This is a genomic window from Leucobacter sp. cx-42 (assembly GCF_014529985.1).
Classification (GTDB): Bacteria; Actinomycetota; Actinomycetes; order Actinomycetales; family Microbacteriaceae; genus Leucobacter.
Map to the genome: position 1 here is coordinate 503,518 of NZ_JACVMU010000001.1, position 25,221 is coordinate 528,738.

Sequence of the window (25,221 nt, forward strand, 5' to 3'; positions counted from 1 at the left end):
AGCTGAGGTGCGCGCGTAAAGCTGAGTGCGCGTGGCTGGTTAGGCGCCGAGCGCCCAGATGACCCACATGCGGTAGGTCATCACAGCGACAGCGAGGCCGATCACCGCAAGCACCAGGTTTGCCCAGCGGGTGCGGTCGATGAGCGCCCAGAATCCGGCGCCGATCGGCATGATGAACGCGACAATGAGGTACATCCAGAACTCAAGCGGATCGCCAAGTGCGTGGTTTCCCGTCATTGGCGCAACAATCGAAATGACGATTTGGGCGAGCAACAGCACGGCGACCAGGAGCATCGCACCCAGCGTGTAGTCGTTCGGACCCGACTTCTTTGCAGCGTAAAGCGCACACACCACCGCGGCGATGAGCGAAACGGCGATCGTGACGACCGTGAACCAGAGAATCATGCTGCGTTTCCTTCGGGAACCGGGAAGTTAGTGATGACGCGAGCGCGACCGCGCTTGATCTCGATGAGGCCAACGAGGCGCGGGGCACCAGCGGGATCAGTGGGGCCTGCGGCAGGGATAATCGCAGGACCGATCGCGGCGACGAGTGGCGCGTCGTGATCGGTCGTGCCGAGCTCCACGCGCTTGCCATTGCCGAGGTCAAGCGTCTGCTGCGCATCAAGCTCAATGGTCGGGAACAGGGTCGCTGCGACCTCTGCCGGACCGAGGATCTTGCCGATGCGGCCCGCAGCAAGTTCGGCGAGCGGGTTCGCGTCTGTAACCCGGAACGGGCCAACTGCCGTGCGACGGAGCGCCGTAAGGTGACCGCCAATACCGAGATCTGCACCGAGATCACGCGCGAGCGCACGAATGTAGGTGCCGGAGGAGCAGTCCACGACCGCATCGATGTCGATGACCGTATGTGCGACCGCGGTTTCGGTCGCGATATCGCTCGTCACGTCGTCACCGGATACGACCGGGCCAACGGCTGCCTCCGTGAGCTGCGGGTCGCCAGCAGTAAATCGGTGGATCGTCACCGGGCGCTTCTTCAGCTCAACCTGCTCGCCAGCTCGCACACGGTCGTATGCTCGCACGCCATCGACCTTAATGGCGCTGACGGCGCTCGGGGCCTGCTCGATGGCGCCCGTGAGGGCGGTGATGCCAGTCGCGATCCGCGCACTGTCAGCTGCAACCGCGCGCACTGCGTCTGCATCTGAGATGTCTAGAACTTCGCCCTCGCGATCGTCGGTGACGGTGTTCGCTCCCAGGCGGATCGTGGTCTCATACGTCTTGTCGAGGCCGACGAGGTGAGTCAGCAGGCGGGTCGCGGGGCCGAAGCCAAGCACGAGGAGGCCGGTCGCCATCGGGTCAAGGGTGCCAGCGTGGCCGACCTTGCGGGTGCCGAGCGCGCGACGCGACTTGGCGACGACATCGTGGCTTGTCCATTCCCCGGCTTTGTCAACCAGCAGGATGCCGCCCTGGGGATATTCCGCTGCAATACTCACCCGAATAGCCTACCCCGCTGTGGCCGGGGCTTTCTCCGGCGGTGTGTGCGTTCATGATCATTACACTGGGAGCGATGGTTGCGAACGAAATTTCAGCGGTGTTGAACGACTGGTTCAGGGCGAACGCCCGCGACCTCCCGTGGCGCGACCCAGAAACGTCGGCATGGGGAATCCTCGTCTCAGAGTTCATGTCGCAGCAGACGCAGGTCGATCGCGTGATCCCCCACTGGGAAGAGTGGATGGCGCGGTGGCCAAATCCCTCTGACCTCGCCGCGGATGCGCCGGGTGAAGCGGTGCGCGCGTGGAAGCGCCTCGGCTACCCGCGCCGCGCACTCTGGCTGCACCAGGCTGCCTGCCAGATCGCCGCAGAACACGGTGACGAGGTGCCGAGCGACGTAGAGGTCTTGCTGTCGCTCACCGGCATCGGCCCGTACACCGCCCGCGCAGTCGCGGCATTCGCATTCGGATCACCCGAGCCCGTCGTCGACACGAACACTCGGCGCGTCATTGCACGCGCGGTGCATGGCCGCGCGGCCGCAGGCATGCCCGCCGCACGGGACCTCGACGACATGGCCGCGCTCCTTCCGGCCGATCCCGCCGAGGCAGCCGTGTTCAACGCGGCCGCCATGGAGCTGGGTGCCGTCGTCTGCACCGCCCGCAAGCCCGCCTGCCTGACCTGCCCGATCGCAGAATTCTGTGAGTGGCGCGGATCGGGATTCCCCGACAACGCCCCGACAAAACGCCCCAAGCAGGCCAAGTTCGCAGGCAGCGATCGACAGGTGCGCGGGCTCATCATGGCCGCGATGCGTGCCGCAACCGGACCCGTCTCGCGGGAGGACGCGGTGGCGGCCGGTGCTGGTGTTCGTGCAGGTGTTGGCGGTGCTCAGACGGGCGCGGAGCAGGCCGTGCGCGCCTACGATTCCCTCATCGCAGATGGCCTCATCGTCGAGCACGAAGGCTCCGTGCGGTTGCCTTAGGCGCTGCGGCTGATCCGCGCCCGTGAACGCAGAAAACACTGATGCGCCCCGGCCAGAACGGTCGGAGCGCATCAGAGGGTGAGGGCGAGCCTCGCGAGCCAGGTGCCTAGCGTGCGTCGTCCTCGTCGTCTTCATCATCGTCGTCAGATGCTGCGAAGAAGGCGTCCTCATCGAAGCCACCCTCAGCGTCGTCGTCAGCATCGCGGGGCTTCTCGTAGGGATCAGCGTCGCCAGCGTACGAAGCACCCTGCGCAAGTGCGGCAGCTGCCTCGTCGCGACGCTTGGCCTCAGCGAGCAGCTCGTTCATGTGCTGCGCGGTGTCGGGAAGCTCATCGTGAATAAACTCGAGCGACGGGGTCAGGCGCGTACCCAGCTGCTTGCCAACTTCCTTGCGCAGCATGCCCGTGGCAGCCTTCAGCGCAGCAGCGGTGTCGGCCTGAGCCGAATCATCACCGAACACGGTGTAGAAAATGCTCGCGTGCTGCAGATCACCCGTGACGCGGACATCAGTGATGGTCACAAAGCCGAGGCGCGGATCGCGCAGGCCCTTCTCCAGACGACGCGCAATGATCTGGTGAATGCGCTCGGCAACTTTTCCGGCACGTGGATTACTCATACTCACCACTTTAGATGATCTTGCAAGACTTGGCTCTTGGCACTCCTAGGTCGTCACTCATTCCAGGTCCCAAAATGGCGACGATACGCCTTTTTCCTCGCCACATCCTCACTGATGTCATACCCTGAAATTACATGGGCTTCCCATGGGCAGCCCCAGCTACCGAAAGTGACAGAACCAATGAGCTTCCCCGATCCCCCGGTCGATCCCAACGAGCAGCCAAACAACCAGCAGGTTCCGCCTGCTGGCGCAGTGCCGCCCGCAGCACCTGTGCCGCCCGCTGCTCCCGCGCCTCCCGAAGCACCCGTGCCGCCGCAGTACGGTGCGCCGCAGCAGCCCTACGGCGCTCCGCAGCAGCCGCAGCAGCCCTTCGCTGCGCCGCAGTACGCAGCGCCCGGTCAGCTTCCCATCCCCGGCCCCGGCGAACCCTTCGATGGCGCTATCAGCGCAGACGATCTCACTCGTCCGCTCTACGGCGCTTCCTTCGGCGATGCTGTGCGCCGCTTCTTCAAGAACTACGCAAACTTCAGTGGTCGCGCATCGCGCAGCGAGTACTGGTACGCACAGCTCTTCCTGTTCCTCATCGGCCTGATCCCAGGCATTCTGTTCTTCATCGGCTTCATGGGTGTCGCGGCTGCGGCATTTGGCGCTGAGATGAACAGCGGTGCTGCAGTGGCTGCCGGCAGCGGCACGATCGTGCTCGCAGTACTCGGTGGCATCCTCATGGGCATCGTGGGTCTCGCAACTCTCATCCCGAGCATCGCTATCGGCTGGCGCCGTCTCCACGACGCAAACATGCCTGGCACGCTGTGGCTGCTGAACATCGCTTCGATGATTCCGTTCCTGAACTACGTCGGCTGGATTGCAAGCATCGGTTACCTCGTGCTCACGATCCTGCCGTCGAAGCCTGAGGGCCGCCGCTTCGTTTCCACGAAGTAGTCTTTTCGCGCAGCACTGAGGGGCTGGCTACGGAACCTGTTGGTTCTGCGGCCAGCCCCTCTTGCTGTTTCTCGTCCGTGCTGTTGGGTTCGGCGGATCAGCGAAACAGTGCCAAGTGCCGCCCCCCTGGCGCTGTGCACTCGTTCCCTGGCGTATTCCCGGTGCGGTTGATCACCCGGCCGGGTTGGGAACCTCGAGGCGACGTACCGGTGCCACCACCAAATACCAACAGCAAAGGGCTTGGCCCGGCGAAATGCCGGACCAAGCCCTCTGCTGTATCAATCGAGCCGGTTGCGGGGGTTGGACCAGTGATGATCCGCGCCCCTCACCGGGAGCTCGCGCGAGTTAGGCGCGTGGCTTCTCAACCATCTCAGTGGTCTCGATCTCATCGCCTTCCTGGATGTCGTTGAACTTGCCGAGTCCGATACCGCACTCGAAGTCAACCTTCACCTCGGTGACGTCGTCCTTGAAGCGACGCAGCGACTCGATAGCGAGACCATCTGCGACTACGACACCCTCGCGGATGACGCGTGCCTTCGCGTTACGGGTGATGACACCGCTGCGAACGATAACACCTGCGATGTTGCCGAACTTCGAGGAACGGAAGACCTCGCGGATCTCAGCAACACCCGACTGGACCTCTTCGTACTCAGGCTTGAGCATGCCAGTGAGCGACGCTTCGATGTCATCAAGCGCGTTGTAGATGACGTTGTAGAAGCGAACGTCGATGCCTTCGCGCTGTGCACGCTCGCGTGCCTTGACGTCGGGACGAACGTTGAAGCCGATGACAATTGCGTTGTCGATCGTTGCGAGGTCGATGTCCGACTCGGTGATCGCACCCACACCGCGGTGGAGGATACGGAGCTGAACCGAATCGTCGACCTCGATCTTCATGAGCGACTCTTCAAGTGCCTCAACAGCACCCGAAACGTCACCCTTGATGATGAGGTTGAGCGAGTCAACCTTGCCGTCCTCGAGTGCCTTGGTGAAGTCCTCGAGGCTGAGGCGCTTACGTGCCTTAGCGAGCATTGCGTTGCGCTCTGCAGCTTCACGCTTCTCAGCGATCTGACGTGCGGTGCGGTCTTCAGCGGTAACGATGAAGTTGTCGCCTGCGCGGGGAACGCTCGAGAGACCCTGCACCTGGACGGGACGCGACGGGGTTGCTTCGATAACAGCATCGCCGTTCTCGTCTGCCATCGCACGAACGCGACCGTATGCGGTACCCGCAACGATTGCATCGCCGACGCGGAGCGTACCGGACTGGATCAGAACGGTAGCAACTGCACCGCGACCCTTGTCGAGCTTCGCCTCGATCGCGACGCCACGTGCTGCCTTGTTCGGGTTTGCACGGAGGTCGAGACCTGCGTCTGCGGTGAGCAGCACAGCGTCGAGGAGCTCGTTGATGCCGATGTTGTTGCGCGCCGAAACGTCAACGAACATTGCGTTGCCGCCCCATTCCTCAGGAACGAGACCGAACTCGGTGAGCTGCTGGCGAACCTGGTCAGGCTTCGCGCTTTCCTTATCGATCTTGTTGACAGCGACCACGATGGGAACGCCTGCCGACTGCGCGTGGTTGAGCGCCTCGATGGTCTGGGGCATGATGCCGTCGTCTGCTGCAACCACGAGGATTGCAACGTCGGTGACCTGAGCACCACGGGCACGCATAGCGGTGAACGCCTCGTGACCCGGGGTATCGATGAAGGTAAGTGCACGGTCGTTGCCGTCGTGCGTGGTACGAACCTGGTATGCACCGATGTGCTGGGTAATACCGCCAGCCTCGCCGCCACCAACGTCTGCACGGCGGATCGCGTCAAGCAGACGGGTCTTACCGTGATCGACGTGGCCCATGACGGTGATAACCGGGGGACGCTTCTCGAGGACGTCATCGCCCTCTTCTTCGAGCTCGGCATCGATATCGATATCGAAGCCTTCGAGGATCTCGCGATCCTCGTCCTCGGGCGAAACGACCTGGATCTTGTAGCCCAGCTCGTCGCCAAGGATCTCGAACGTTGCCTCGTCGAGCGACTCCGTTGCCGTAGCCATCTCACCGAGGTGGAAGAGAATCGTCACCAGGTTCGAAGCACTGGTGTTGATCTTGTCTGCGAAGTCCGAGAGCGAAGCGCCACGACGCAGGCGGATCGGAGTGGTTCCGTCGCCGCGAGGTACCTGAACGCCGCCAATCGACGGCGCCTGACGCATCTCGAATTCTGCGCGCTTTGCCCGCTTCGACTTACGTGCCTTGCTCTTGGAGCCGCCACGACCGAATGCACCTGCGGTGCCAGCGCCACGGCCACCACGGCCGCGACCTGCGAATCCACCACCGGGACGGGGGCCAGCGAAGCCGCCACCTGCACCGGGAGCGCCGCCGGTGCCACCACCGGGACGGTTGAATCCGCCGCCACCACCGGGACGACCTGCGCCACCGGGACGACCGGGACCGCCGGGACGACCCTGGCCACCACCAGCGCCACCCTGGGGGCGCTGAGCGGGACGGGGGATGTTGCCCGGGTTGGGACGGTTGCCACCACGTGCGCCGCCACCCTGGTTGCCCGAGAAGGCGTTGTTACCGGGACGGGGAGGACGCGGGATGCCCATGCCCTGGCTCGACGCGAACGGGTTGTTACCCGGACGGGGGCCAGCGGGCTTGGGAGCTGCGGGCTTCGGAGCACCGGGCTTCGGTGCGCCAGCCTTTGCTGCTGCGGGCTTGCCAGCAGCAGCCTTTGCTTCGGGAGCCTTGGGCGCAGGTGCGCCGGGCTTTGCCGAAGGCGCCTTGGGAGCAGCAGCCTTGGGAGCGGGCTTGTCAGCTGCAGGCTTGGGACCCGCAGCCTTCGGAGCCGCCTTGGGCGCTGCTGCCTTAGCGGCAGGCTTCTCAGCCTTCTCTGCCTTTTCGGCAGCAGGCTTCGCTGCAGCGGGCTTCGCTGCAGGCTTGGGGCCGGGCTTGGGAGCGCCGGGCTTTGCTGCACCCTTGGGGGCAGCGGGCTTCTCATCGGCAGCGTCTGCCGAAGGTGCCTTTACGAGCTCGGGGTGCTCGTCGACGTACGCACTGAGCTTACGTTCGGTGGGGGGCATGATCGTCGAAGACGGGCTCTTAACGTATTCATTCAGTACGTTGTTCAGAACATCAACAGCAGTCTTGCTTTCGATGCCGAGCTTCTTGGCGATCTCGCTTACGCGTGGGTTTGCCACTTTTCTCCTGTCTGGGTTCACGCCAGACAGGCGAGAACCATTATTAACGGACGGGCCTCATCGTGAGCCGTTCATTACTTATCCATCAGCGTTTTCAGCCTGTTCTCTAGGGGTGTTGTGTCCAGTTGCCCAGACACTTTCAGCGCACGTGCAAAAGCACGACGCTGCACTGCCTGGCTCAAACACTTCGCGGTGGGGTGTACCCATGATCCGCGACCGGGAAGCACCGCACGATCATCAACGATGAGCTGATTGTCGTGTACTGCCACCCGCAGAAGTTCGCCGCGCTCCGCACGAGCACGACATCCGACGCATGTTCGAACCGCGTCCATCTTACCAGCTTCCGTAGTGCGTGCATTCAGGCTCGGGGGCTAGGGCTGGTCTGGGACGTTGAATCCCAGGCCAGCCCTTGAACCCGCTATTTTTCGGGACTTCGCGCTTACGCGTGGCGGTTCCGAAAAGGGGCGTGGTTTTAGTCGTTCATGATCGAATCCGGCTGGATGTCGATCTTCGCGCCGGTGAGCTTTGCAGCGAGGCGGGCGTTCTGACCCTCCTTGCCGATTGCCAGCGAGAGCTGGAAGTCGGGCACGAGTGCACGGACTTGCTTGAGCGACTCGTTGAGCATGAACACGTCGGTCACCTTTGCGGGCGAAAGTGCGTTTGCAACGAAGCGGGGAAGCTCAGGCGAGTAGTCGACGATGTCGATCTTCTCTTCGCCAAGCTCGCTCATGACAGCGCGTACGCGGCTGCCCATTTCGCCGATGCAGGTGCCCTTTGCGTTGATGCCTGCCTGCTTTGCGCGGACAGCAACCTTCGAACGGTGGCCTGCCTCGCGTGCGAGCGAAACGATCTCCACAAGACCCTCACCGATCTCGGGAACCTCGCGCTCGAAGAGGCGACGAACGAGACCCGGGTGGGTACGCGATACGGTAACCTGCGGGCCCTTCTGGCCCTTTGCGACTGCGGTCACGTAGACGCGGATACGCGAACCGTGCGTGTACTCTTCGCCTGCAATCTGCTCTTCGGGAGGGATGATTGCCTCGACGTCGCCAAGGTCAACGTGGATCATGCGGGGGTTGGGGCCCTGCTGAATGACGCCCGAAAGGATCTGGCCTTCCTTGTCCTTGAACTGACCGAGCACTGCATCGTCAGAAAGGTCGCGCAGTCGCTGGTTAATGACCTGCTTTGCCGCGCTCGAAGCGACGCGGCCAAATTCGTCTGCGGTCACGAAAGCTTCACCGATGACGTTGCCGTCGGCGTCGAGCTCGGGAACCTTCACCGAGATCTCGCCGCTCTTGCGGTCGAGGATGACGCGAACGTCGCGCTCGTCCGGTACGGGGAGCTTCTGGTTCTCAGCGTGACGCAGGTATGCCTGCTGGATTGCCTGTTCGATGATCTCGACCAGCTCGCCGAAGGGAATTTCCTTCTCGCGCTCGATCTGTCGCAGAGTGACGAGTTCGATCTTCACCGTGGCCTCCTATGAAATATTCAAATGTCTATTCAGATGTGACTCGGATGCGTCACCGCACCCGAGCAGATCGTTCAGCTTACCGCACCGCGCTGTTCATTGCCTGGTCAATCGCTGTCTGGCGCGACGCGGGCGAGTTGCACTGCGTAGGTCTTGCCGTCTTCGATCACAAGCCCTCGGCCCGGCGGATACTCACCCTTCGGCACGCGGCCCAGTCCAGCGAAGGGCTGCTGCATTTCATTTTCGTCCGGTCGCAGCAGCGCGCCCCAGGTCGGCTGCTTCACCGCCTGCGCGAGTTCCCAGACCCCGCCGGCGGATCCGCATTCAAACTCACAAATCACTAACACGTTGGCGTGCTTGGCTCGCTTGGCGGCCTGACAGAGCGCCGCGAGCGGTGCTAACGCGGCGGTGCCTTCTGCGAGCGCGGATCGTTCAACCACGATAATTCGTCCTGTACTGTTTTGGTCTCCTGCGCACTCGTCTGCGAGTTCGCGTGCCACTGTTGCGATTTCCTTCGCACCGAAAGCCACCCGACCCCAGCTGAATCGGTGCGCGAGCCCTGGCTGCGCGAACGTGAGCAGCACGGTTTCTTGTGATTCGGTGGCGGCAGCAGTCACACAAGCGAGTGCTGCTTCGGAGATGCCATGCCCACTTCCGCCCGCGACCACCGCCAGCCCACGGGTCGGCATCGTCGCGAGCGAGAGCTCGCGCACCCGTAGCCCGATCCCTGCTCGGTCCTCCGAGGCGAGTGTGCCGGCGACCCAGTCCCCCAGGCTTTCCAACAGGAGCTCGGTCGGCGCCTTCTGCACCGGAGCTACCTGTTCACTACCCGCGGCGAGCAGCCGCTCTGCTCGATCGCGTATTTCTGCGTCGAACTCTTGTAGTTCGCACGCATCCACTGGCAGCGCGAGCTGAAGCAGCCGGGTATCGCCTGCGGCCAATGCACGCCCAGGGCAGGCGTCATCAAGCGCATCGCCTTTTACATCGACGGCGGCGTAGTCGATCGCGTTTGCGAGACGCAGGGTGAACTGTTTTTGCACATGGGCGGAGAGTCGATGCGGGATACTTGCCGGACGGTCCGCCGTCAACACCACGTGCACACCTACCGAACGCCCGTGCATCATGATTTCCCCGAGCCCATCCATGAGTTTGGCGGATTCGCTGTCACGCTCTGCGACCTGCCGGTAGGCCACAATGCCGTCAACGAGCAGGAACACCCTGGGCAACCGATCCGCCGGTCGCGCCGTCCGATAGGCCGAGAGCGAGGCCGCACGCGCCGCGGCGAATCGGTTCCCGCGATCGGAGATGTACTCCGTGAGCCGACGCAGGATCCGCTCCACCAGTTCCTCGTCATGCAACGGCGCCACGGCGCCAACCGTTGGCAGCGCCGAAAGTAACGCGAGCCCTCCGTTGCTCGCGTCGATCCCGTAGATCTCGACTGGGGTGGAGCCGTCGGCATCACTGAGTTCCGCGGCGATCGACACCAATGCCGTGGTTTTGCCCGTGCCGCTCGCGCCGTAAATTGCGATGTTCCCGTCTGCCTCGAAGTGCAGCGAGATCGGATACTGCGCCTGCTGCTCTGGGTCGTCGCACAGCCCGATCATGGGTTCATCGCCAGGTTGGTACCGATCAAGCTCGGAACCGGCAGATCTCGACCACTGCAGCTGTTGAAGCGTCAATCTACTGGGTAGCTCGTCGAGCCACGGTCTTCTCGGCGGAGCGATCCCCTCGGCCTGATTCGCGTCGATGATTGCATCACGAAGTCGCTCAATATCTCGCGCCTGCTTTCGTCGTTTCCGCGGCCGCCGTTCTTCCGGGCTGATCGGCCACGGCTCCCCCTCGCTCGTACCGAAGGAGCGAATGATGATCTCCTGCTTGTCGGATTCGTTCGCAGCCCCGCCCAGGTAGCCACTCTGAAAGTGGGTCACACGGCCGGGTCCGGTTTTCACCATCGCCCGGCCCGGGAATTCTGGTGGGAAAAGCGCTGCCTCCGTCGTGCCAATCACGTCTCTGCTGTCGGCCTCGTCAGCCATCCGGAGCGCGATCCGCAAGTTGGTATTTGCACGAAGGTTGTCATTAATCACCCCTGCCGGACGCTGAGTCGCCATGATGAGGTGCAGTCCAAGAGATCTTCCGCGCTGTGCGATGTCAATGACGCCGTCGAGGAACTCCGGGATCTCTGCGGCGAGCGCCGCGAACTCGTCAATTACGATGACCAGTGCCGGCGGCGCGGCCGGGTTCCCCTCACGTTCCATCGCAGCGAGGTCTTTGGCTCCGTACTCCGCGAGGAGTTCTTCCCGTTTCCGCAGTTCCGCCCGGAGCGAGGTGAGCGCCCGCCTGACGAGGTGCGGGCTGAGATCGGTCACGAGCCCCACCGTGTGCGGGAGATCCACGCATTCTGCAAACGCCGCCCCACCCTTGTAGTCGACCAACAAGACGTTCAGCCGTTCTGGACTTACCGTCGCCGCCATGCTCATGATCCACGTCTGTAGGAACTCCGACTTCCCTGCACCAGTTGTCCCACCGACCAGGGCGTGCGGGCCGTCCGCTTTCAAATCGAGGCGGATCGGCCCCGCCGGCCCCTGCCCCACAGTTGTAGCGAGCGCCACCATCTTGCCTGCACGGTGGTTTCTCCAGCTGCTGTGCAAGCTCCCCGAAAGATGCCACGCAACTTGTATGGGGGCCGGCCCGCTGAGAATGTCCTGCTGCAAAAGGTCTCTGAGATTCACCTTGTTTGGCAGTTCAACGCTTACCCGGTCGATCCCTGCGGCGTCCACGATAGGTGCGAGCATGCGCGCAAGCGTGTGTGCTGCCTGGGGTTCTGACCGTTCGACTCCCGTGAGCGTGACCACTTTGCGTTCCTGAACAAAGTGCGCGCGGGCACCTTGCCCATCAACCGTGACAAACGTGCGGCAGGCTGCAGGCAGCTGGATTGAACTCTCCGCCATCCAGATAACGTGAACACTCACGCTGGGTCCGCACTCAGCGATCCCGGTGAGACGCGCTCGTACTGTCCCGGGGTCACCGAGTACCAAGATCACCAGTACGGGGAGCAGGCGGGCGCTACTGCCAGACCGGCTCTCCCCCGTTCGGAGTTCGATGATCGCCTCAACGGTTGAGATGAGGGCGAGCGTTGTCTTACCCTCACCACGACCTTTCACCACAGTCAGTGGCCACTGCTCGATCGTTTGTTCAGCTGCGCGAGTGTGGGGGATCCACTTCAGCCACGACCAGTGCTGCTCAATTCGCTCATCAATGAAACTCACTACCCCTACCTCGAGCGGTGAGTGAAGAGACACGAGTTGAGTCACCAAGGATTGTGTAATTCGCGTCACATCAGTCAGCTCACCCGCAATGCCTAGCGCTCCGCACGCAGTGAGGTTCTCCACGACGGGGATCGGACCTACGTTCTCGTGCGCATCAGTCACAGACTTGAGCTGGTCCCAGAGCTCTACCGGGGCCTCATTCCGCTTCGGTAGCTTCACCTGTGTTCGGCTCGGCAGCATTCCTTCTCCGAGCCTGACCGACAAAAATGCCTCGTGTTCAGGTCTCCGTGTCCACAGATACTCACCGCGCACTGCCACTGCGTGATCTGTTATCTGGTTCTTTGGGTGTTCCTCATTTCTTGTTGCGACCTCCTCTATCGCAAAGTTTTGTAGTTCCTGCTTTTCCTGTTCAAGCTCAGCGGTGAACTGTTTGTTCTGCCGACGAAACCTACGCTTCCCTGTGGATCTATTGTCGAGCCAGGTCCCCAGCATCATCAGCGGGGAGAACGCCATCATGACGAGACTGAGAGGCGACTGAGTAAACGCATACATTGCCCCTCCCAACAAGATGGGTGCAATCAGGCCGACGGTTGGCACACGCACCGGCTCAGGCGGTTTCGGGGCAGACGGCAATTCACGTTCCGATGCAGGGAATCTCTGCTCCACGCGGGGGCTTCGCACGTGCGGCTCTCGCCTCTGCTGAAGGGTAGCGTCAGGTCGCACTCCCCACGGCGTGATCCGCAGACTGATTGTGCCTACTTCTACATTGGTGACAGTCGCAATTCGGAAGTCCTTTACCTGCTGATTTGCGATGAGAATGCCGTTCGCGGAACCAAGATCACGTAGCTCCATGCTGCCCGCGTTCATTACTTCCAGCACCGCGTGCTTCCGTGAGACGCTCTGATCAAGCAGCCGAATTCTGCTTCCAGGTTCACGGCCAATCACGTTCGCGCCGGGCACAAGACTGAACTTTGCGCCCTGCTGCTCGCCATTGAGCACTTCTGCTTCGCCTACGGGTTGTATCTCGCGCACCGCATCAACACGGACCGCCTGTTCAAGCATCGGGCGAATGGTTGCGCCCAAGACGTTCATCGTCCCGCTCATGAGGGAGTGTGGATCGCAGATCCACTCCCCTGCCTGTCCAGCAGCGCGCACACTCAACGTGAGCGGTGCGGCACTGTGAAGCGCGATCCTTTCCAGTTCAGGGTTCCCGGTCATGCCTGTGCGAATAAGCGCGGAACTCACCTCCGATGCTGTGCTCGTCGCCCCGAATTCGATACTGATGTCGTGAGGGTTTCCGTCATGCGTCACTACCGTTGTCTGGAGCTTCATCGATTTGAACTCCAGTTTGTGTCATTCGACCTCACGTTCTGACACCTTGCTGCGAGCCAGCATCCATCACACTCGGCTGACGGTCGATCCCGTTGAGATCCAGCATCGTATGAGCAGAAGAACACGGTGAGTCCACTGTGACGAAGAGTGATTCTTCACTGACGTGAATTCTGATTCTGGCTTCCTCGTCAACCGATGCTTCGTATTCCCATTGGCCGGGCTCTGGCTCGTTGTAAAACACCACGAGCCAACTGTCTGCTTCGAGGTACGCGAACATCCGTTCCGCGGACTCCACGTAGTCCACCCCGTCCCCCGTCAGCGTGAGTTTCTCATGCAGACGGTTCCGGCTCTCGGTCGCTCCGTAGGGCATCTCGCATGCCACCGGGCGCAACGCATCGAGCGCGCGCAGCCTGTTCTCCAGCGTTCCGTCCCACGCAACGTCACCGGTTGGGGAACTCACAGTCCACCCGTCGCCGATGCCAGTCGCCGAAATCAAGGAGTCGTACGTACCTCCCATCCACCGTCTGAGGTCTACCAGCTCGGTGTCCGTAGGCCATCGTGGCTCGCTCATGTCTTCGGCGGCGCTGCAACCAGAGATCATCAGGGTGCTCGAGCAGAGAAGCAGAGCCAGGGTGGCCCGCCACAGCTTCAATTGACGCGTCATTATTTCGACTCCTCTTCGAGCTCGAGGTTTTGCTGTTCTTCCTCGGGGTCTCTCTGCATTGGAGACCAAGCCGCACGCTCTTCCTTCGTGCTGGGAAGTCTGCGGAAGTCCTTCACCACCGGGTCTAAAACGCTCGGTACTGTGTCGCGGTCAATACCGCCATAGTCGTAGGGCATCGAAGAACACGGCGAGGTCACCGACAGAGTCAAGCCGCGTTTCAGCGAGTGAAGATCGATTCCCGCTCCATCATCTCGGCTTGCCCTAACGACAGCTTCCCCCTCGCTCGGACCTTCTGAATACGTCGATACCCAGCCAGACGCTGCTAGGAGGGATTCGACGTTCTTTAGAGCGTCCCTAGCGTCACCAACAAACTCGCTGTTCTTGAGAAGTCCGATGAAGTTCATCCGTTCAATATCGTCACTGAATCTTTTAGAGCACATCCCTGGGCCAAAAGAGTCAAGAATTCGCCCATGTGATGCGGCGTCGTTTCTCCACTCCACAAGCTGCGGATCGTACCCTTGGACCCAGCCACGTTCGATACCGCTTGCCCCAATTACTGATTCAAATTGCGCTCCGATCCAACGCCTTTGTTCAACTGATGTTGCGCCGTTTCCCCAGTACTTCTCATTTCCGGCTTCCGAGCAAGAAGCCGTAAAAAGAAGAGCAAGCCCGGAAAGCCCAACGCAAAGGTATCTGAAGAGTGTTTTCGTCATTGATGCTCTTTCTTGCGTAAGTCTGCTTTCACTTTCCGATTGACCTTTTGAATCCGCCAATTACCTCAGCTCCTTTTGGATCAGACGTGATGCGAGCAAACGAGTTAAGAGACTGCGTGCTTCGGTCCAGATACCCGTGCCCGTCAGACGCACTCTGTCCCATGAATCCGTTGTCATTGCCATCTCCGATGACCGCATGACCGTCCGTCCTCCGAAGCCCTTGGCTTTCAACGCCCTCAGCAGAAAACACCATGACTCCAGGCATACTTGCCGGTCCTTCTAGGCCGAGTATCCTTTGCGGCTGGTCCGTAAAGGTTTTACGGCCCGAAAAAGCGGCCCCAACAGGAGCAATATCGTCGTCCTCCGCATGTACTGCGTAGATTGCGGGCTGACCGGGCTCGCGTTCTCGCACGTGCAAAGATGAAAGGTTCGCCACATAACGCATGTCTACGCCTGCACTACCAAATGTTGTGAACGAGTCCACTGGTTTCTTCGTGAGTGTGAGCGCGATCGACGCAGTGTTCACGCCGTAGGAATGAGCACCTACATTTACAACTAGATTTCGCTTCGAAACCTGACCAGAATTCCGGTAAGTGCCATCGATTTCACCAGCAAGTCGTTGCGCCCCTGCAAAGGCTTTCTCCGACCCCAATACTCCTGCGGAGCTCGCTGAATCACCCAATGCCGGGGTGTCATACCCCAGCCAAACAGCGACAGCGTGTTCTCCAGCAATTGATGAGTGTTTACTTTGCTCTTCGAATACGTTGCGACCCACCTGGTTCCAGTTTCGAATCGCTGCGGGAGCATTGCTTTCCATGCCAGCCACCAACCACGTAATACGTTCAGCATGATCCAGGTTCCCCAAGCTCATTGCTGCACAAGGTGGGTCAACAAGTGTGTTTAGGGAAACGATCTGCCTTTCGACGCCAGCTAGATTTCCTGAAAGCTTCGTCTCAACGGCGGTTTGAAGACCTGACAACAGTCTCGCGGTATCCGCCGAAATGCCTGCCGGGTTTGCAGCAATAATTCGCAAGGTTTCGCGATTCGCCCTATCTCTTGTGACGAATGACAAGCCCGGAAGATTTCCAATAACCACTGACCGCTCGCGAATGAGAAACTCTTGCTGTTCGAGAGTCAGGCCTAACCACCAGGAGATGACTACTTCAGATTCAGGTGGTGAGTCCCACCAGGCCACTCCAGGCTCTCCGCCAAAGAGGTCCCTTAACGACGGGCAATCAATCTTGAACTCGGCGGAGGTTCCGACTCCGCCCCAGGCTTCGCCGGTCAACCCGAGTGCAATTGTTCGTTTTGTTTGAAGCCCCTTGCTGTTCTGGCTTAGCCCCATTAGGTGCCCGACTGGAGTATCTTGCAACCACCTTCGCAGCTTGTCTTCTGCATTTCGCCTGCGTTCCCAGAGCGCACCCCATTTATTGGGCGAACTAGTTGCAGTCTCGAGAGCTTGCTTCCACTCACTGGCTGCAATCGTCCAAGCGTGTTCGTACATGTTGCGCATCTGGGAGATCATCGCCTCCCGTTCTGCCACATCCATTGCGTCACCGCGAGAGTCAAGCCTGGGTTGTGGGAATGGTTTGGGCCCTTCTTTCCAGTACGTTGGCACCAACCCAGGGCGGCCAATTTCGTGGGCAATCTCGGAAAGCTTCGCCTCCGCGGTGCGGATGTAGGAGAACGCCATTTCGGTGTCAATCATCACTGCGCGTGCTTCCCGGTGAATGACCTCGACCTCGGCTGCGTAGGCCCGCAATGCTGTCTTCGCATCGTTAGTACTTGTGATTACTCGTTTTGCGCCAGCTGAAAGCGTCTCTTGCAGCCGAACTCGAAGCCGATCAACGGCCTCCGATGATTGACGTGAAAGCCATTCTGCAGCGGAGCACACCGAGGAGTCATAACCAGAGGTGTCCCGTTCAACGTCGGCGATAAACTTCTGCACCGCCTCCAACTCAGCCGTGCTGCCACTAATGGGTGAAGCACCGAGGTGCTGACGGATGTTCGGAAGGACAATGCTCACTTTTCGTCACCTCGAAGAGCAAATCCTGTCGCGAGAACGCCTGCAAATTCCTTGTCGAGTGAGGTCAGTTCGCCGCACAATTCCCGAATACCGCCATGCGTGGTCTTCGCGGCATCGGCAAGAGCCGCGCGCGCTACCTGCAGCCCAAGCAAGAATCTTGTAATTTCGCCGCCGATACCTGTCACGCCGGTCGCAAGGTCTTGAGGTCTGGGGACGTTGTTTTGCACCATCAGGTTGCCGCCGTATACCAGCTTGTTTCCCGCTTCAGTTAGGTCATTCAGCCCGATGTTGAGCAGAACCATTTCATTACCTCCAGGTGGAAGAAGTTGTCATTCACGATCACGTGCGGGGTCACCAGGGCAGCCGCCCGTAGTCAAACGGTTGGCGTGCACCAGTGACCCCAAAAGCATGAGGAACTACTGAATACGGGATGCGATCTGCGCGTCCATCTCTTGATGCGCCTGCGCAACGCTCAGCACAAACTGGCGGATCTCGGTGAGCTTCTCAACGACGGTGTTCGTTGATGCGGTGTACTCCGCGTACGAAGACTCGAATCGCTTCGAAGCGCTGTCCGTGACGAAGCCTGAAGACACGAGTGACTGGATCTGTTGCTGCATTTCGCGCAGCTTGCTGATGATCTCGGTCTTGCCGGCATCAAGCCGACCGGCCGCTGCATTGAGCTCGTCGTAAGAGACTGTGACGTTTGCCATGGGGCGTTCCTTTCAATTGGCTTGGCAACGCCCCCGTCAGCCAAAAGTTGTCTCGCGTCAATTCGACGCTTCAGCAGCACCCACCGACCATCCCCGCCAGGGAGTGGTACTGATGTCGTCGACATTAGTGGAAGCCACTGACATCTGAAGTCGCGCAGCCAAACTTGTGGATAACTTGTCTCCCGTGAAGCCCGGCCCGACCTGTGAGCAGCACAGAACGCCTCAACGCTGAGCCACTCCTGCGCACCTCAGTGCGACAATTACGCCGAAAACACCCATTTCTCTCGAGACGACCCGTTTCTGCTGCCTGCAACTATCTATCTCGAGAGAAACACCCCTTTTCGCGGTACTCACCCCGAAAACCCGCAGAAAAACGAGGTGTTCAAGCAGCGAACCCCGATGAGTAACCCAGCCGAAGCACCGGAGCAAAGAGATCCGCCAATCTCACTCACCCAAAGTACAGAACACCCCACGAGAAACGCACCCGCCCCGCCCCGCGACAGCCCAACACAACACAACAAACACAACACAACACAACACAAAGCGCGCCCACCCCGAAGGGTGAGCGCGCTCCAGCAATAGCCGTTAAGGCTTACGCACCGAACAGTGCGGGAACCTCCGAGATGGCGACCTTTTCCTTGGTGCCAGCGGCACGGTCCCAAACCTCAGCGAAGCCCTCAGCCGCATCGCGACCGATGACGACGACGCGGGGCACACCGAGCAGCTCGGCGTCGCCGAACTTCACGCCGGGCGAAACCTTGGGGCGGTCGTCGAAGATGACCTCGATGCGAGCTGCGTCGAGCTTCTCTGCGAGCTCGGTTGCGATCTCCTGGATCGCGGGGTCCTTGCCCGTCGCAACGATGTGCACGTCGTAAGGTGCGATCTCACGGGGCCAGATGAGGCCGCGGTCGTCGTGGTTGAGCTCGGCGAGGATCGCCATGATGCGGGTCACGCCGATGCCGTACGAACCCATGGTGACGGTGACGAGCTTGCCGTTTTCGTCGAGTACCTTGGCACCGAGCGCCTCAGCGTACTTACGACCGAGCTGGAAGATGTGGCCGATCTCCATGCCGCGTGCGGTCTCGATGGGGCCGCTTCCGTCGGGCGCGGGATCGCCATCGCGAACGGTCGCAACGTCGGCAATGCCGTCAGCGGTGAAGTCACGGCCTGCGACGAGGTACGCAACGTGCTTCTCAGCGATGTTTGCACCGGTCACCCATGAGGTGCCCGAAACAACACGGGGGTCAAGCAGGTAGCGAACGCCGGTCGAACCCTCTTCGCCGAGCACAGCAGCGCCGTCGAGCGACGGACCAATGTAGCCGGGAACGAGGCCGGGGTGCTTCTTGAGATCGTCAGCAGTTGCGGGCTCAACCTCGCAGTTGGGGAATGCAACCTCAACGCGCTTCATGTCGACATCGCGGTCACCGGGCAGGCCGATAACGACGACCTCGCGGTTGCCCTCGAGATCGGTCACTGCGAGCACGACGTTCTTGAGCGTGTCAGCGGCGGTCCACTCGCGGCCGTCCTCACGTGCGAGCACAGCGTTGGTGTGCGCGACGAGGGTGTCGATTGTCGGAGTGTTCGGCGAATCATAGACAACGGGCTCGGGCTGGCCGTCGAACGGAATCTCAGCGGGAACCGGAGTCTTGTATGCCTCGACGTTTGCAGCGTAGCCGCCAGCCGAACGCACGAAGGTGTCCTCACCGATCTCGATGGGGAGCAGGAACTCTTCGCTTCGCGATCCGCCCATTGCGCCGGCGTCAGCCGCAACAATTGCGTAATCGAGGTTCAGGCGGGTGAAGATGCGCTCGTACGCATCACGCATGTTCTCGTAGCTTGCAGCGAGGCCCTCGTCCGAAACGTCGAACGAGTAGGCGTCCTTCATCGAGAACTCGCGGCCACGCAGCAGACCTGCGCGGGGACGAGCCTCGTCGCGGTACTTGTCCTGAATCTGGTACAGGGTGACCGGCAGCTCCTTGTACGACGAAACGATGTCCTTCACCATCGTGGTGAAGGCTTCCTCGTGCGTCGGAGCGAGCAGGTGGTCTGCACCGTGGCGGTCCTGGAGACGGAAGAGCGCGTCGCCGTACTCTTCCCAGCGGCCGGTTGCCTCGTAAGGCTCGCGCGGCAGCAGTGCAGGGAAGTGCACTTCGTGCGCACCAGCTGCGTTCATCTCCTCACGGATGATGTTCTCGAGCTTGCGGCGAACACGCAGGCCCAGAGGCATCCAGCCGAATACACCCGGCGACTGGCGACGAATGTATCCTGCACGGACCATGAGCTTGTGGCTTGCGACCTCTGCGTCTGCAGGGTCCTCGCGGAGGGTCTTCAGAAAGAATGAGCTGAGCCGGGTAATCACCCGTCTATCGTACCTCTCGGAACGACCCCCACACCACGCTACAGCGTGGGAATCGGCCGCGTCTCTGCTGCGAGCCAGTGCAGCGGCACCTCGATAGCGACACGCGTGCCGCCAGCGACGTCAGCGCCCCACACGATCGAGCCGCCAAGCTCACCCTCGATGAGGGTACGCACGATCTGCGTTCCGAGGCCGTCACCAACCGTGCCACCGGGCAGGCCGGTGCCGGAGTCGATGACCTCGACTGCCAGGCGTTCCTCGGTGCGATCCGCCTTGATGAACACCTCGCCCTCACGGCCAGCAAGGCCGTGCTCGACCGCGTTCGTCACGATCTCGGTGAGCGCGAGCGCGAGCGGGGTCGCGTACTCAGAGGGCAGCTCGCCGAACTTGCCGACGCGCTTGAGCTGCACGGTCGTGTTGTGCAGCGACGCGACCTCAGCCGCGAGGCCAAGCACGCGATCGAAGACGACGTCGAAGTCGACGATCTGCGACAGGCCGGTCGAGAGCGTATCGTGCACCACTGCAATCGCAGCAACGCGGCGCATTGCCTGGCCAAGCACCTGCTTAGCTTCCTCGCTGCGGGCGCGGCGAGCCTGCACGCGCAGCAGCGAAGCCACAGTCTGCAGGTTGTTCTTCACGCGGTGGTGAATCTCGCGGATCGTCGCGTCTTTCGTGATGAGTTCCTGCGCCTGCTGGCGTACCTCAGTCACGTCGCGCGACAGCACCACACCACCGACGCGGGTATTGCCGTGGTAGATCGGGATCGAGCGCAGCGTCACCGAGCGGCCACGCGCGTGGATCTCATGGCGGCGCGCAACCTTGCCCTGCGCAATGAGCGGCAACGACTCGTTGGTGTCGAACTGACCCTTCACGATCTCAGCGATGACCTCAGAGAAGTTCTCGCCCTCAATCTCGTCGCGGTAGCCGAGCATGGAGAAGGTGGTCTGTGTGTTCGGGCTCACGAAGGTCGCAGTGCCCTCGAGGTTGATTCGCACGAGACCGTCAGCGGCGCGCGGCGCACCCTGTGCGCTGCCCCACTCAGAGTTCATGGACGGGAAGAGACCCGTCTGTGCCATTCCGAAGAGGTCTTCAGCGATCTCCTTCGAAGCGGCTGCGATGCGCGAGGCGACCTGTGTCTCCTCAGCGCTCGTGTGCACCGTAAGGACAGCGAACGGACCGTGCACGCCACCCTGCTCGTCACGACGGCTCACCGAGTAGGCCGTCAGGCGCATCGGGTGCTCCTCGTACCAAGCTGGCGAGGTCGAAGCGGCTGGCTTCTCAGTTTCCATGGTCTTGTCGACCACTTCACGCCAGTCATGGCGGAGGAACTCACCGATGATGTCGCGGTAGAACAGCGTGATCGAACCAGCGGGCCGGCTGTGTGCGATCGCGAGGTAGCTGTTTTCCTCCGTCGGTACCCACAAAACAACGTCACTGAGTGAAAGATCAGCGAGGAGCGGGAGGTCGAGGCCAAGGCGCTCGAGCCAATCGATCTCTTCCGGCGAAAGAGTCGAGTACTTCGTGGTGAGTGAACGCAACGTTGGCATGCCATAAGCCTAACCAAGTGCGCAACGCCTCGTGTCGAGATGGCGAAAGAAGACGGCACCTAGGCAAAATTTCACAAGGCACAAGTTCCGTTGACGACCCGTAATCGCATGCCTTTATCGTTGGTTTTCCATTCACGCCGCGAACGTTGACACCAGAAATCTCGGGGATCTGGCGCGCGATCGCACCCTTCCAAAGGAGCCGTTTATGCCCGCTGTGCAATCACTACGCTCGCCGTCACCACCACAGACGTACTTCGAGAGTCATGTGGTGCGGGATGGACGATCCGCGCCCGCTCGCGCGTGGCGACCAGATCCGGTCGCGCCGGTCGCGATCGTTGGGAGCGCACCAGAGTTGCCAAGCGAGGCATTAGTTGCGCGGATCGCCATCATGGTGTTTGAGGTCATCACCGGCGTGCGTCTCGTCGCTCAGCTGGGAAAACTTGTCACGTACGACGTTGCGCAGAATCTCTCCCAGTTGCGCGCAGCCCGCGCAGAAACCAGGTTTGCGAGTTCGGGGGCGAAGCGTGTGGTGCCGACAGTGCAGGGCGTGCACCTCACGTCGCCGGTCCAGGGAACGCTAGAGGCCGCGGTGATTCTCAACACCGCGGCCTCTGCCATAGCTGTTGCGATCCGCGCTGAACACGACAAAGGTCGGTGGCGCGTGACCGCAGTCACTGTTTTGTAATTACTCTGCCGAACGCTCCGCGCGCAGCTTCGAGATCTCGTAGAGCGCGACGCTGGCTGCAATACCTGCGTTGAGCGACTCAGTCGCCGACGAGATGGGAATCGACACGATTGCATCGCAGGTCTCGGTGACAAGACGCGACAGGCCCTTGCCCTCGCTGCCGACGACAACGAGCAGCGGGCGGTCGGCCAGCTCAAGGTTCGGAATCATGACGTCGCCGCCACCGTCAAGGCCGATCACGAAGACGCCCTGCTTCTTGAATTCCTTGATGGTCTGGGTGAGGTTCGCTGCGCGTGCAACGGGAATACGAGCGGCAGCGCCTGCCGAAGTCTTCCACGCTGCCGAGTTCAGGCTTGCCGAACGACGCGAGGGAACGATGACGCCCTGGCCACCGAACGCAGCAACCGAACGGATGATCGCACCGAGGTTACGCGGGTCGGTCACGCCGTCAAGCGCAACGAGCAGCGGGGTCTCGTTCTTTGCGATGACGCTCTGGAGAACGTCAAGCGGGTGCTCGTACTCCATCGGCGGCACCTTGAGGATGATGCCCTGGTGCACGGTGTCGCGCTCAACCATGCGGTCCATCTCAGGACGCATGATCTCAAGCACGGGAACGTTGCGGTTCGTCGCAAGGCGAAGGATCTCGCGGGTGCGATCGTCCATCTCGATGCGCGCAGCAACGTACAGCGTGGTCGCGGGGATCTTCGTGCGCAGTGCCTCGAGCACCGCGTTACGACCCGTGACGAGCTCGCTCTCGTCGCCAGACTTGCGCTTTACAGGAGCGGCATTACGGCCGCCGGCACGACGTGCCTTTGCAGCCTCGTAACGCTCACGCGCCATCTTTTCCTTGTGCGCGGGGTGGTACTCGCGGTCCACTGCCTTCGGCGTGGGGCCACGGCCCTCAAGCGCCTGGCGACCCTGGCCACCAGAGCCTACGCCCTTACCAAGGCCCTTCTTACGGACTGCTCCAGTACGGCTACTTTTATTACTCATGTCAGGCTCCAGCGGGTTCCGGTCGGGCTGTCTTCAAGGGCGATTCCAGCCGACGCGAGTCGGTCACGGATCGCATCGCTTGTGGCGAAGTCCTTGTTGGCACGGGCATCGCGACGCTCCTCAATGAGCGCCGTGATCAATTCATCAAGAGCGGCCGAAGCGGCATCGCTCGATTCACCTACGGCACCGTCACCCCACTCGGTCGCGCGCGGATCGAGTCCGAGCACGTCAAGCATCGCAGCTACCTCAGTAGCGCGAGCAGCCGTCGTGACGGCATCGCCTGCGTCAATCGCGGAATTACCCGCGCGCACGGCGTCGTGGATCGCAGCAAGCGCCTGCGGCAGTGCGAAATCATCGAACATTGCCTTGGCAAACGCCTCAGGCAGTTCGGCGACCGTTGCGCTGCCGCCGAATACGGGCACGCCAGCGCTCGATTCAGCAAGCTTTTCACTCGCGCGATCAATAAACGACTCGATGCGACCAAATGCCGCTGCTGCCTCGGTGAGTGAGTCAGCCGAGTATTCGAGTACCGATCGGTAGTGCGCGGATCCCAAGAAGTAGCGCAACACAATCGGTCGCGCGGAGCTCAGCAAGTCAGCCGCAAACAGCGAGTTGCCGAGCGACTTCGACATCTTCTGGCCGCCGGTGTTGACGAGGCCGTTGTGAATCCAGTGATTCGCAAAGCCGTGACCGGCCGCAGCGGACTGGGCCAGCTCGTTCTCATGGTGCGGGAAACGAAGGTCAAGGCCGCCGCCGTGAATGTCGAAGTGTTCACCCAGGTAGCGCGTAGCCATCGCCGAGCACTCAATGTGCCAGCCTGGACGACCACGGCCCCACGGGGAATCCCACGAAGCACTCACGGGTTCGGTCGCCTTGTGCGACTTCCAGAGCGCAAAGTCTTGCGGAGCTCGCTTGCCCATGGGCTCGGAGTCTGCAGCGTCTTCCATCTGGTCGACCTTCTGACGTGTGAGGGCGCCATACTCAGACCAGCTGGCGGTGTCGAAGTACACGTTCGCCGTGCCATCGTTCGCCTGGTACGCGTGGCCGCGCTCGATGAGGAGCGCGATGAGGTCGATCATCTCGCGAATGTTCGCGGTTGCACGCGGCTCATAGGTCGGCGCAAGCACGCCGAGGGCGTCATACGCTGCTGTGAACTCACGCTCGACGCGGTAGGCAAGCGCCCACCAAGTTTCGGTAGATCCGTCGGCCTGCGCGATCCGCGCATTGTCGAGAATCTTGTCATCAATGTCAGTGACATTGCGGATCAAACGCACATCGTGGCCGGTGGCAGCGAGCCAGCGACGGATCTGGTCGTACACGAGCGCACTGCGGAGGTGCCCAATGTGCGGCGCCGACTGCACGGTCGGACCACAGACGTACATGCCAACTTTGCCCGCTTCAAGGGGAATAAAGTCGACGACGTCTTGCGCGCGCGAGTCGTAGATGCGTTGTTTCACGTCACTAGCTTACCCGCACGACGCAAGCGCCGGCGTTCAGTTATTCTCCAGCTCAGGGCAGGTCAGCGCAGATCAGGCCGAGATTAGGCCAGTTCACCAACGAGGAAGTAGCGCATCTGCTTCGCGACGCTCACCGCGTAGTCACCGAATCGCTCGTGGTAGCGGCTTGCGAGGGTCGCGTCGACGACGCCCATCGGGTTGTTCGCGAGCTTGTCGCTGAGCACCTTCTCAAACACCTTTGCGTGCAGCTCATCGAGGTCGTCATCGAGATCGCGGATCGCCTCAATCACCTCGGGGTCCTGGGTCGAGAGGAGCTTCACAACGAGCTGCGCCATCTCAACGTCGAGTTCACCCATACGCGCGAACGTCTTGCTCAGGCCCTTGGGAATCGCGCTCTCGGGGTAGCGGTAACGCGAAAGCTGGGCGATGTGCTCAGCAAGGTCGCCCATGCGCTGCAGCGATGCGCCCATGCGCAATGCGCCAACGACGAGACGCAGGTCAGACGCGACGGGCTGCTGGCGCGCGAGAATGTCGATCGCGAGCTCATCGAGCGCAAGCGCGAGCTCACCGATCTGCTCCGCCTCGTCGAGCACGTTCTCTGCGAGCGCTACGTCGGAATTACCGAACGCCGCGGTTGCCTGCGTGATCGACTGCTCAACGAGTTCGGCGATGCCGACGAGACGCTCCTGAACTTCCTGAAGCGACTGCTGAAATACCTCGCGCATCGGTACTCCTTCTGTAGGTGCTGGTGCGTTTTCGCACACGTTCCAGTTCGGGCACGTACGCCCGTTTCCTCAATCTACTGTGAATGGCCACGGTAAACCCCAACTATCCACAA

At 61.2% G+C, this 25,221-nt stretch carries 20 protein-coding genes; 3 read left to right on the top strand and 17 right to left on the bottom strand.

Annotated features, from left to right (window positions below; genetic code table 11):
* Positions 1 to 39 precede the first annotated feature (39 nt).
* On the bottom strand, positions 40 to 405 hold the full coding sequence (locus ICM05_RS02250; protein WP_188022915.1) for a hypothetical protein: 366 nt from the start codon (positions 403 to 405) through the stop codon (positions 40 to 42).
* Positions 402 to 1,448, bottom strand: coding sequence for a tRNA pseudouridine(55) synthase TruB (truB, locus tag ICM05_RS02255; protein WP_353055792.1), 1,047 nt, complete (start codon positions 1,446 to 1,448; stop codon positions 402 to 404). Before truB ends, ICM05_RS02250 begins: the two co-directional genes overlap by 4 nt.
* 74 nt (positions 1,449 to 1,522) lie before the next feature.
* Between truB and ICM05_RS02260 the strand changes: the two genes are divergently transcribed.
* Positions 1,523 to 2,425 carry an A/G-specific adenine glycosylase gene (locus ICM05_RS02260; RefSeq protein WP_188022916.1) on the top strand — a complete coding sequence of 301 codons (903 nt, stop codon included), beginning with the start codon at positions 1,523 to 1,525 and terminating at the stop codon, positions 2,423 to 2,425.
* A 106-nt stretch (positions 2,426 to 2,531) separates the two neighbouring features.
* Here the strand turns inward: ICM05_RS02260 and rbfA are convergent, their stop codons facing one another.
* On the bottom strand, positions 2,532 to 3,041 hold the full coding sequence (gene rbfA / locus ICM05_RS02265; RefSeq protein ID WP_188022917.1) for a 30S ribosome-binding factor RbfA: 510 nt from the start codon (positions 3,039 to 3,041) through the stop codon (positions 2,532 to 2,534).
* A gap of 168 nt (positions 3,042 to 3,209) precedes the next feature.
* Between rbfA and ICM05_RS02270 the strand changes: the two genes are divergently transcribed.
* On the top strand, positions 3,210 to 3,980 hold the full coding sequence (locus tag ICM05_RS02270) for a DUF805 domain-containing protein (RefSeq protein WP_353055793.1): 771 nt from the start codon (positions 3,210 to 3,212) through the stop codon (positions 3,978 to 3,980).
* A 345-nt stretch (positions 3,981 to 4,325) separates the two neighbouring features.
* On the opposite strand, the gene infB is transcribed toward ICM05_RS02270, so the two are convergent.
* The 11 genes from infB to ICM05_RS02325 all read right to left on the bottom strand — a co-directional run bounded on the left by infB (position 4,326) and on the right by ICM05_RS02325 (position 21,248).
* Entirely contained in the window at positions 4,326 to 7,166 is a 2,841-nt protein-coding gene (gene infB / locus ICM05_RS02275; protein ID WP_188022918.1) for a translation initiation factor IF-2, read from the bottom strand.
* Between the two features lie 74 nt (positions 7,167 to 7,240).
* Positions 7,241 to 7,498 (bottom strand): YlxR family protein, encoded by a 258-nt coding sequence (locus ICM05_RS02280; RefSeq protein WP_188022919.1) that lies wholly within the window; start codon positions 7,496 to 7,498, stop codon positions 7,241 to 7,243.
* A gap of 140 nt (positions 7,499 to 7,638) precedes the next feature.
* The gene (gene nusA / locus ICM05_RS02285; RefSeq protein ID WP_188022920.1) at positions 7,639 to 8,634 is read right to left on the bottom strand and encodes a transcription termination factor NusA; all 996 of its coding nucleotides are present in this window, start codon (positions 8,632 to 8,634) and stop codon (positions 7,639 to 7,641) included.
* A gap of 107 nt (positions 8,635 to 8,741) precedes the next feature.
* Entirely contained in the window at positions 8,742 to 13,004 is a 4,263-nt protein-coding gene (locus ICM05_RS02290) for an FtsK/SpoIIIE domain-containing protein (protein ID WP_251364433.1), read from the bottom strand.
* A 259-nt stretch (positions 13,005 to 13,263) separates the two neighbouring features.
* Positions 13,264 to 13,896, bottom strand: coding sequence for a hypothetical protein (locus ICM05_RS02295; protein ID WP_188022922.1), 633 nt, complete (start codon positions 13,894 to 13,896; stop codon positions 13,264 to 13,266).
* On the bottom strand, positions 13,896 to 14,609 hold the full coding sequence (locus ICM05_RS02300; protein ID WP_188022923.1) for a hypothetical protein: 714 nt from the start codon (positions 14,607 to 14,609) through the stop codon (positions 13,896 to 13,898). The genes ICM05_RS02295 and ICM05_RS02300 overlap by 1 nt, the downstream gene beginning before the upstream one ends.
* Before the next feature lie 28 nt (positions 14,610 to 14,637).
* Positions 14,638 to 16,635: an alpha/beta hydrolase gene (locus ICM05_RS12880; protein WP_188022924.1), complete on the bottom strand. Its 1,998-nt coding sequence runs from the start codon at positions 16,633 to 16,635 to the stop codon at positions 14,638 to 14,640.
* On the bottom strand, positions 16,632 to 16,937 hold the full coding sequence (locus ICM05_RS02310; protein ID WP_188022925.1) for a hypothetical protein: 306 nt from the start codon (positions 16,935 to 16,937) through the stop codon (positions 16,632 to 16,634). Before ICM05_RS02310 ends, ICM05_RS12880 begins: the two co-directional genes overlap by 4 nt.
* A 114-nt stretch (positions 16,938 to 17,051) precedes the next feature.
* A complete protein-coding gene (locus ICM05_RS02315) occupies positions 17,052 to 17,345 on the bottom strand; it encodes a WXG100 family type VII secretion target (RefSeq protein ID WP_188022926.1) in 294 nt (97 codons plus the stop codon).
* 592 nt (positions 17,346 to 17,937) lie between these two features.
* Positions 17,938 to 19,704 carry a proline--tRNA ligase gene (locus tag ICM05_RS02320; protein WP_188022927.1) on the bottom strand — a complete coding sequence of 589 codons (1,767 nt, stop codon included), beginning with the start codon at positions 19,702 to 19,704 and terminating at the stop codon, positions 17,938 to 17,940.
* A gap of 38 nt (positions 19,705 to 19,742) precedes the next feature.
* Positions 19,743 to 21,248, bottom strand: coding sequence for a sensor histidine kinase (locus tag ICM05_RS02325; protein WP_188022928.1), 1,506 nt, complete (start codon positions 21,246 to 21,248; stop codon positions 19,743 to 19,745).
* A gap of 205 nt (positions 21,249 to 21,453) precedes the next feature.
* Between ICM05_RS02325 and ICM05_RS02330 the strand changes: the two genes are divergently transcribed.
* Positions 21,454 to 21,933 (top strand): Rv3235 family protein, encoded by a 480-nt coding sequence (locus ICM05_RS02330; protein WP_188022929.1) that lies wholly within the window; start codon positions 21,454 to 21,456, stop codon positions 21,931 to 21,933.
* On the opposite strand, the gene rlmB is transcribed toward ICM05_RS02330, so the two are convergent.
* The 3 genes from rlmB to phoU all read right to left on the bottom strand — a co-directional run bounded on the left by rlmB (position 21,934) and on the right by phoU (position 25,108).
* Complete coding sequence (gene rlmB, locus ICM05_RS02335) at positions 21,934 to 22,926, bottom strand: 23S rRNA (guanosine(2251)-2'-O)-methyltransferase RlmB (RefSeq protein ID WP_188022930.1); 993 nt, start codon at positions 22,924 to 22,926, stop codon at positions 21,934 to 21,936.
* Positions 22,923 to 24,383 carry a cysteine--tRNA ligase gene (gene cysS / locus ICM05_RS02340; protein WP_188022931.1) on the bottom strand — a complete coding sequence of 487 codons (1,461 nt, stop codon included), beginning with the start codon at positions 24,381 to 24,383 and terminating at the stop codon, positions 22,923 to 22,925. The genes rlmB and cysS overlap by 4 nt, the downstream gene beginning before the upstream one ends.
* Before the next feature lie 83 nt (positions 24,384 to 24,466).
* Entirely contained in the window at positions 24,467 to 25,108 is a 642-nt protein-coding gene (phoU, locus tag ICM05_RS02345; RefSeq protein ID WP_188022932.1) for a phosphate signaling complex protein PhoU, read from the bottom strand.
* Positions 25,109 to 25,221: the final 113 nt, after the last annotated feature.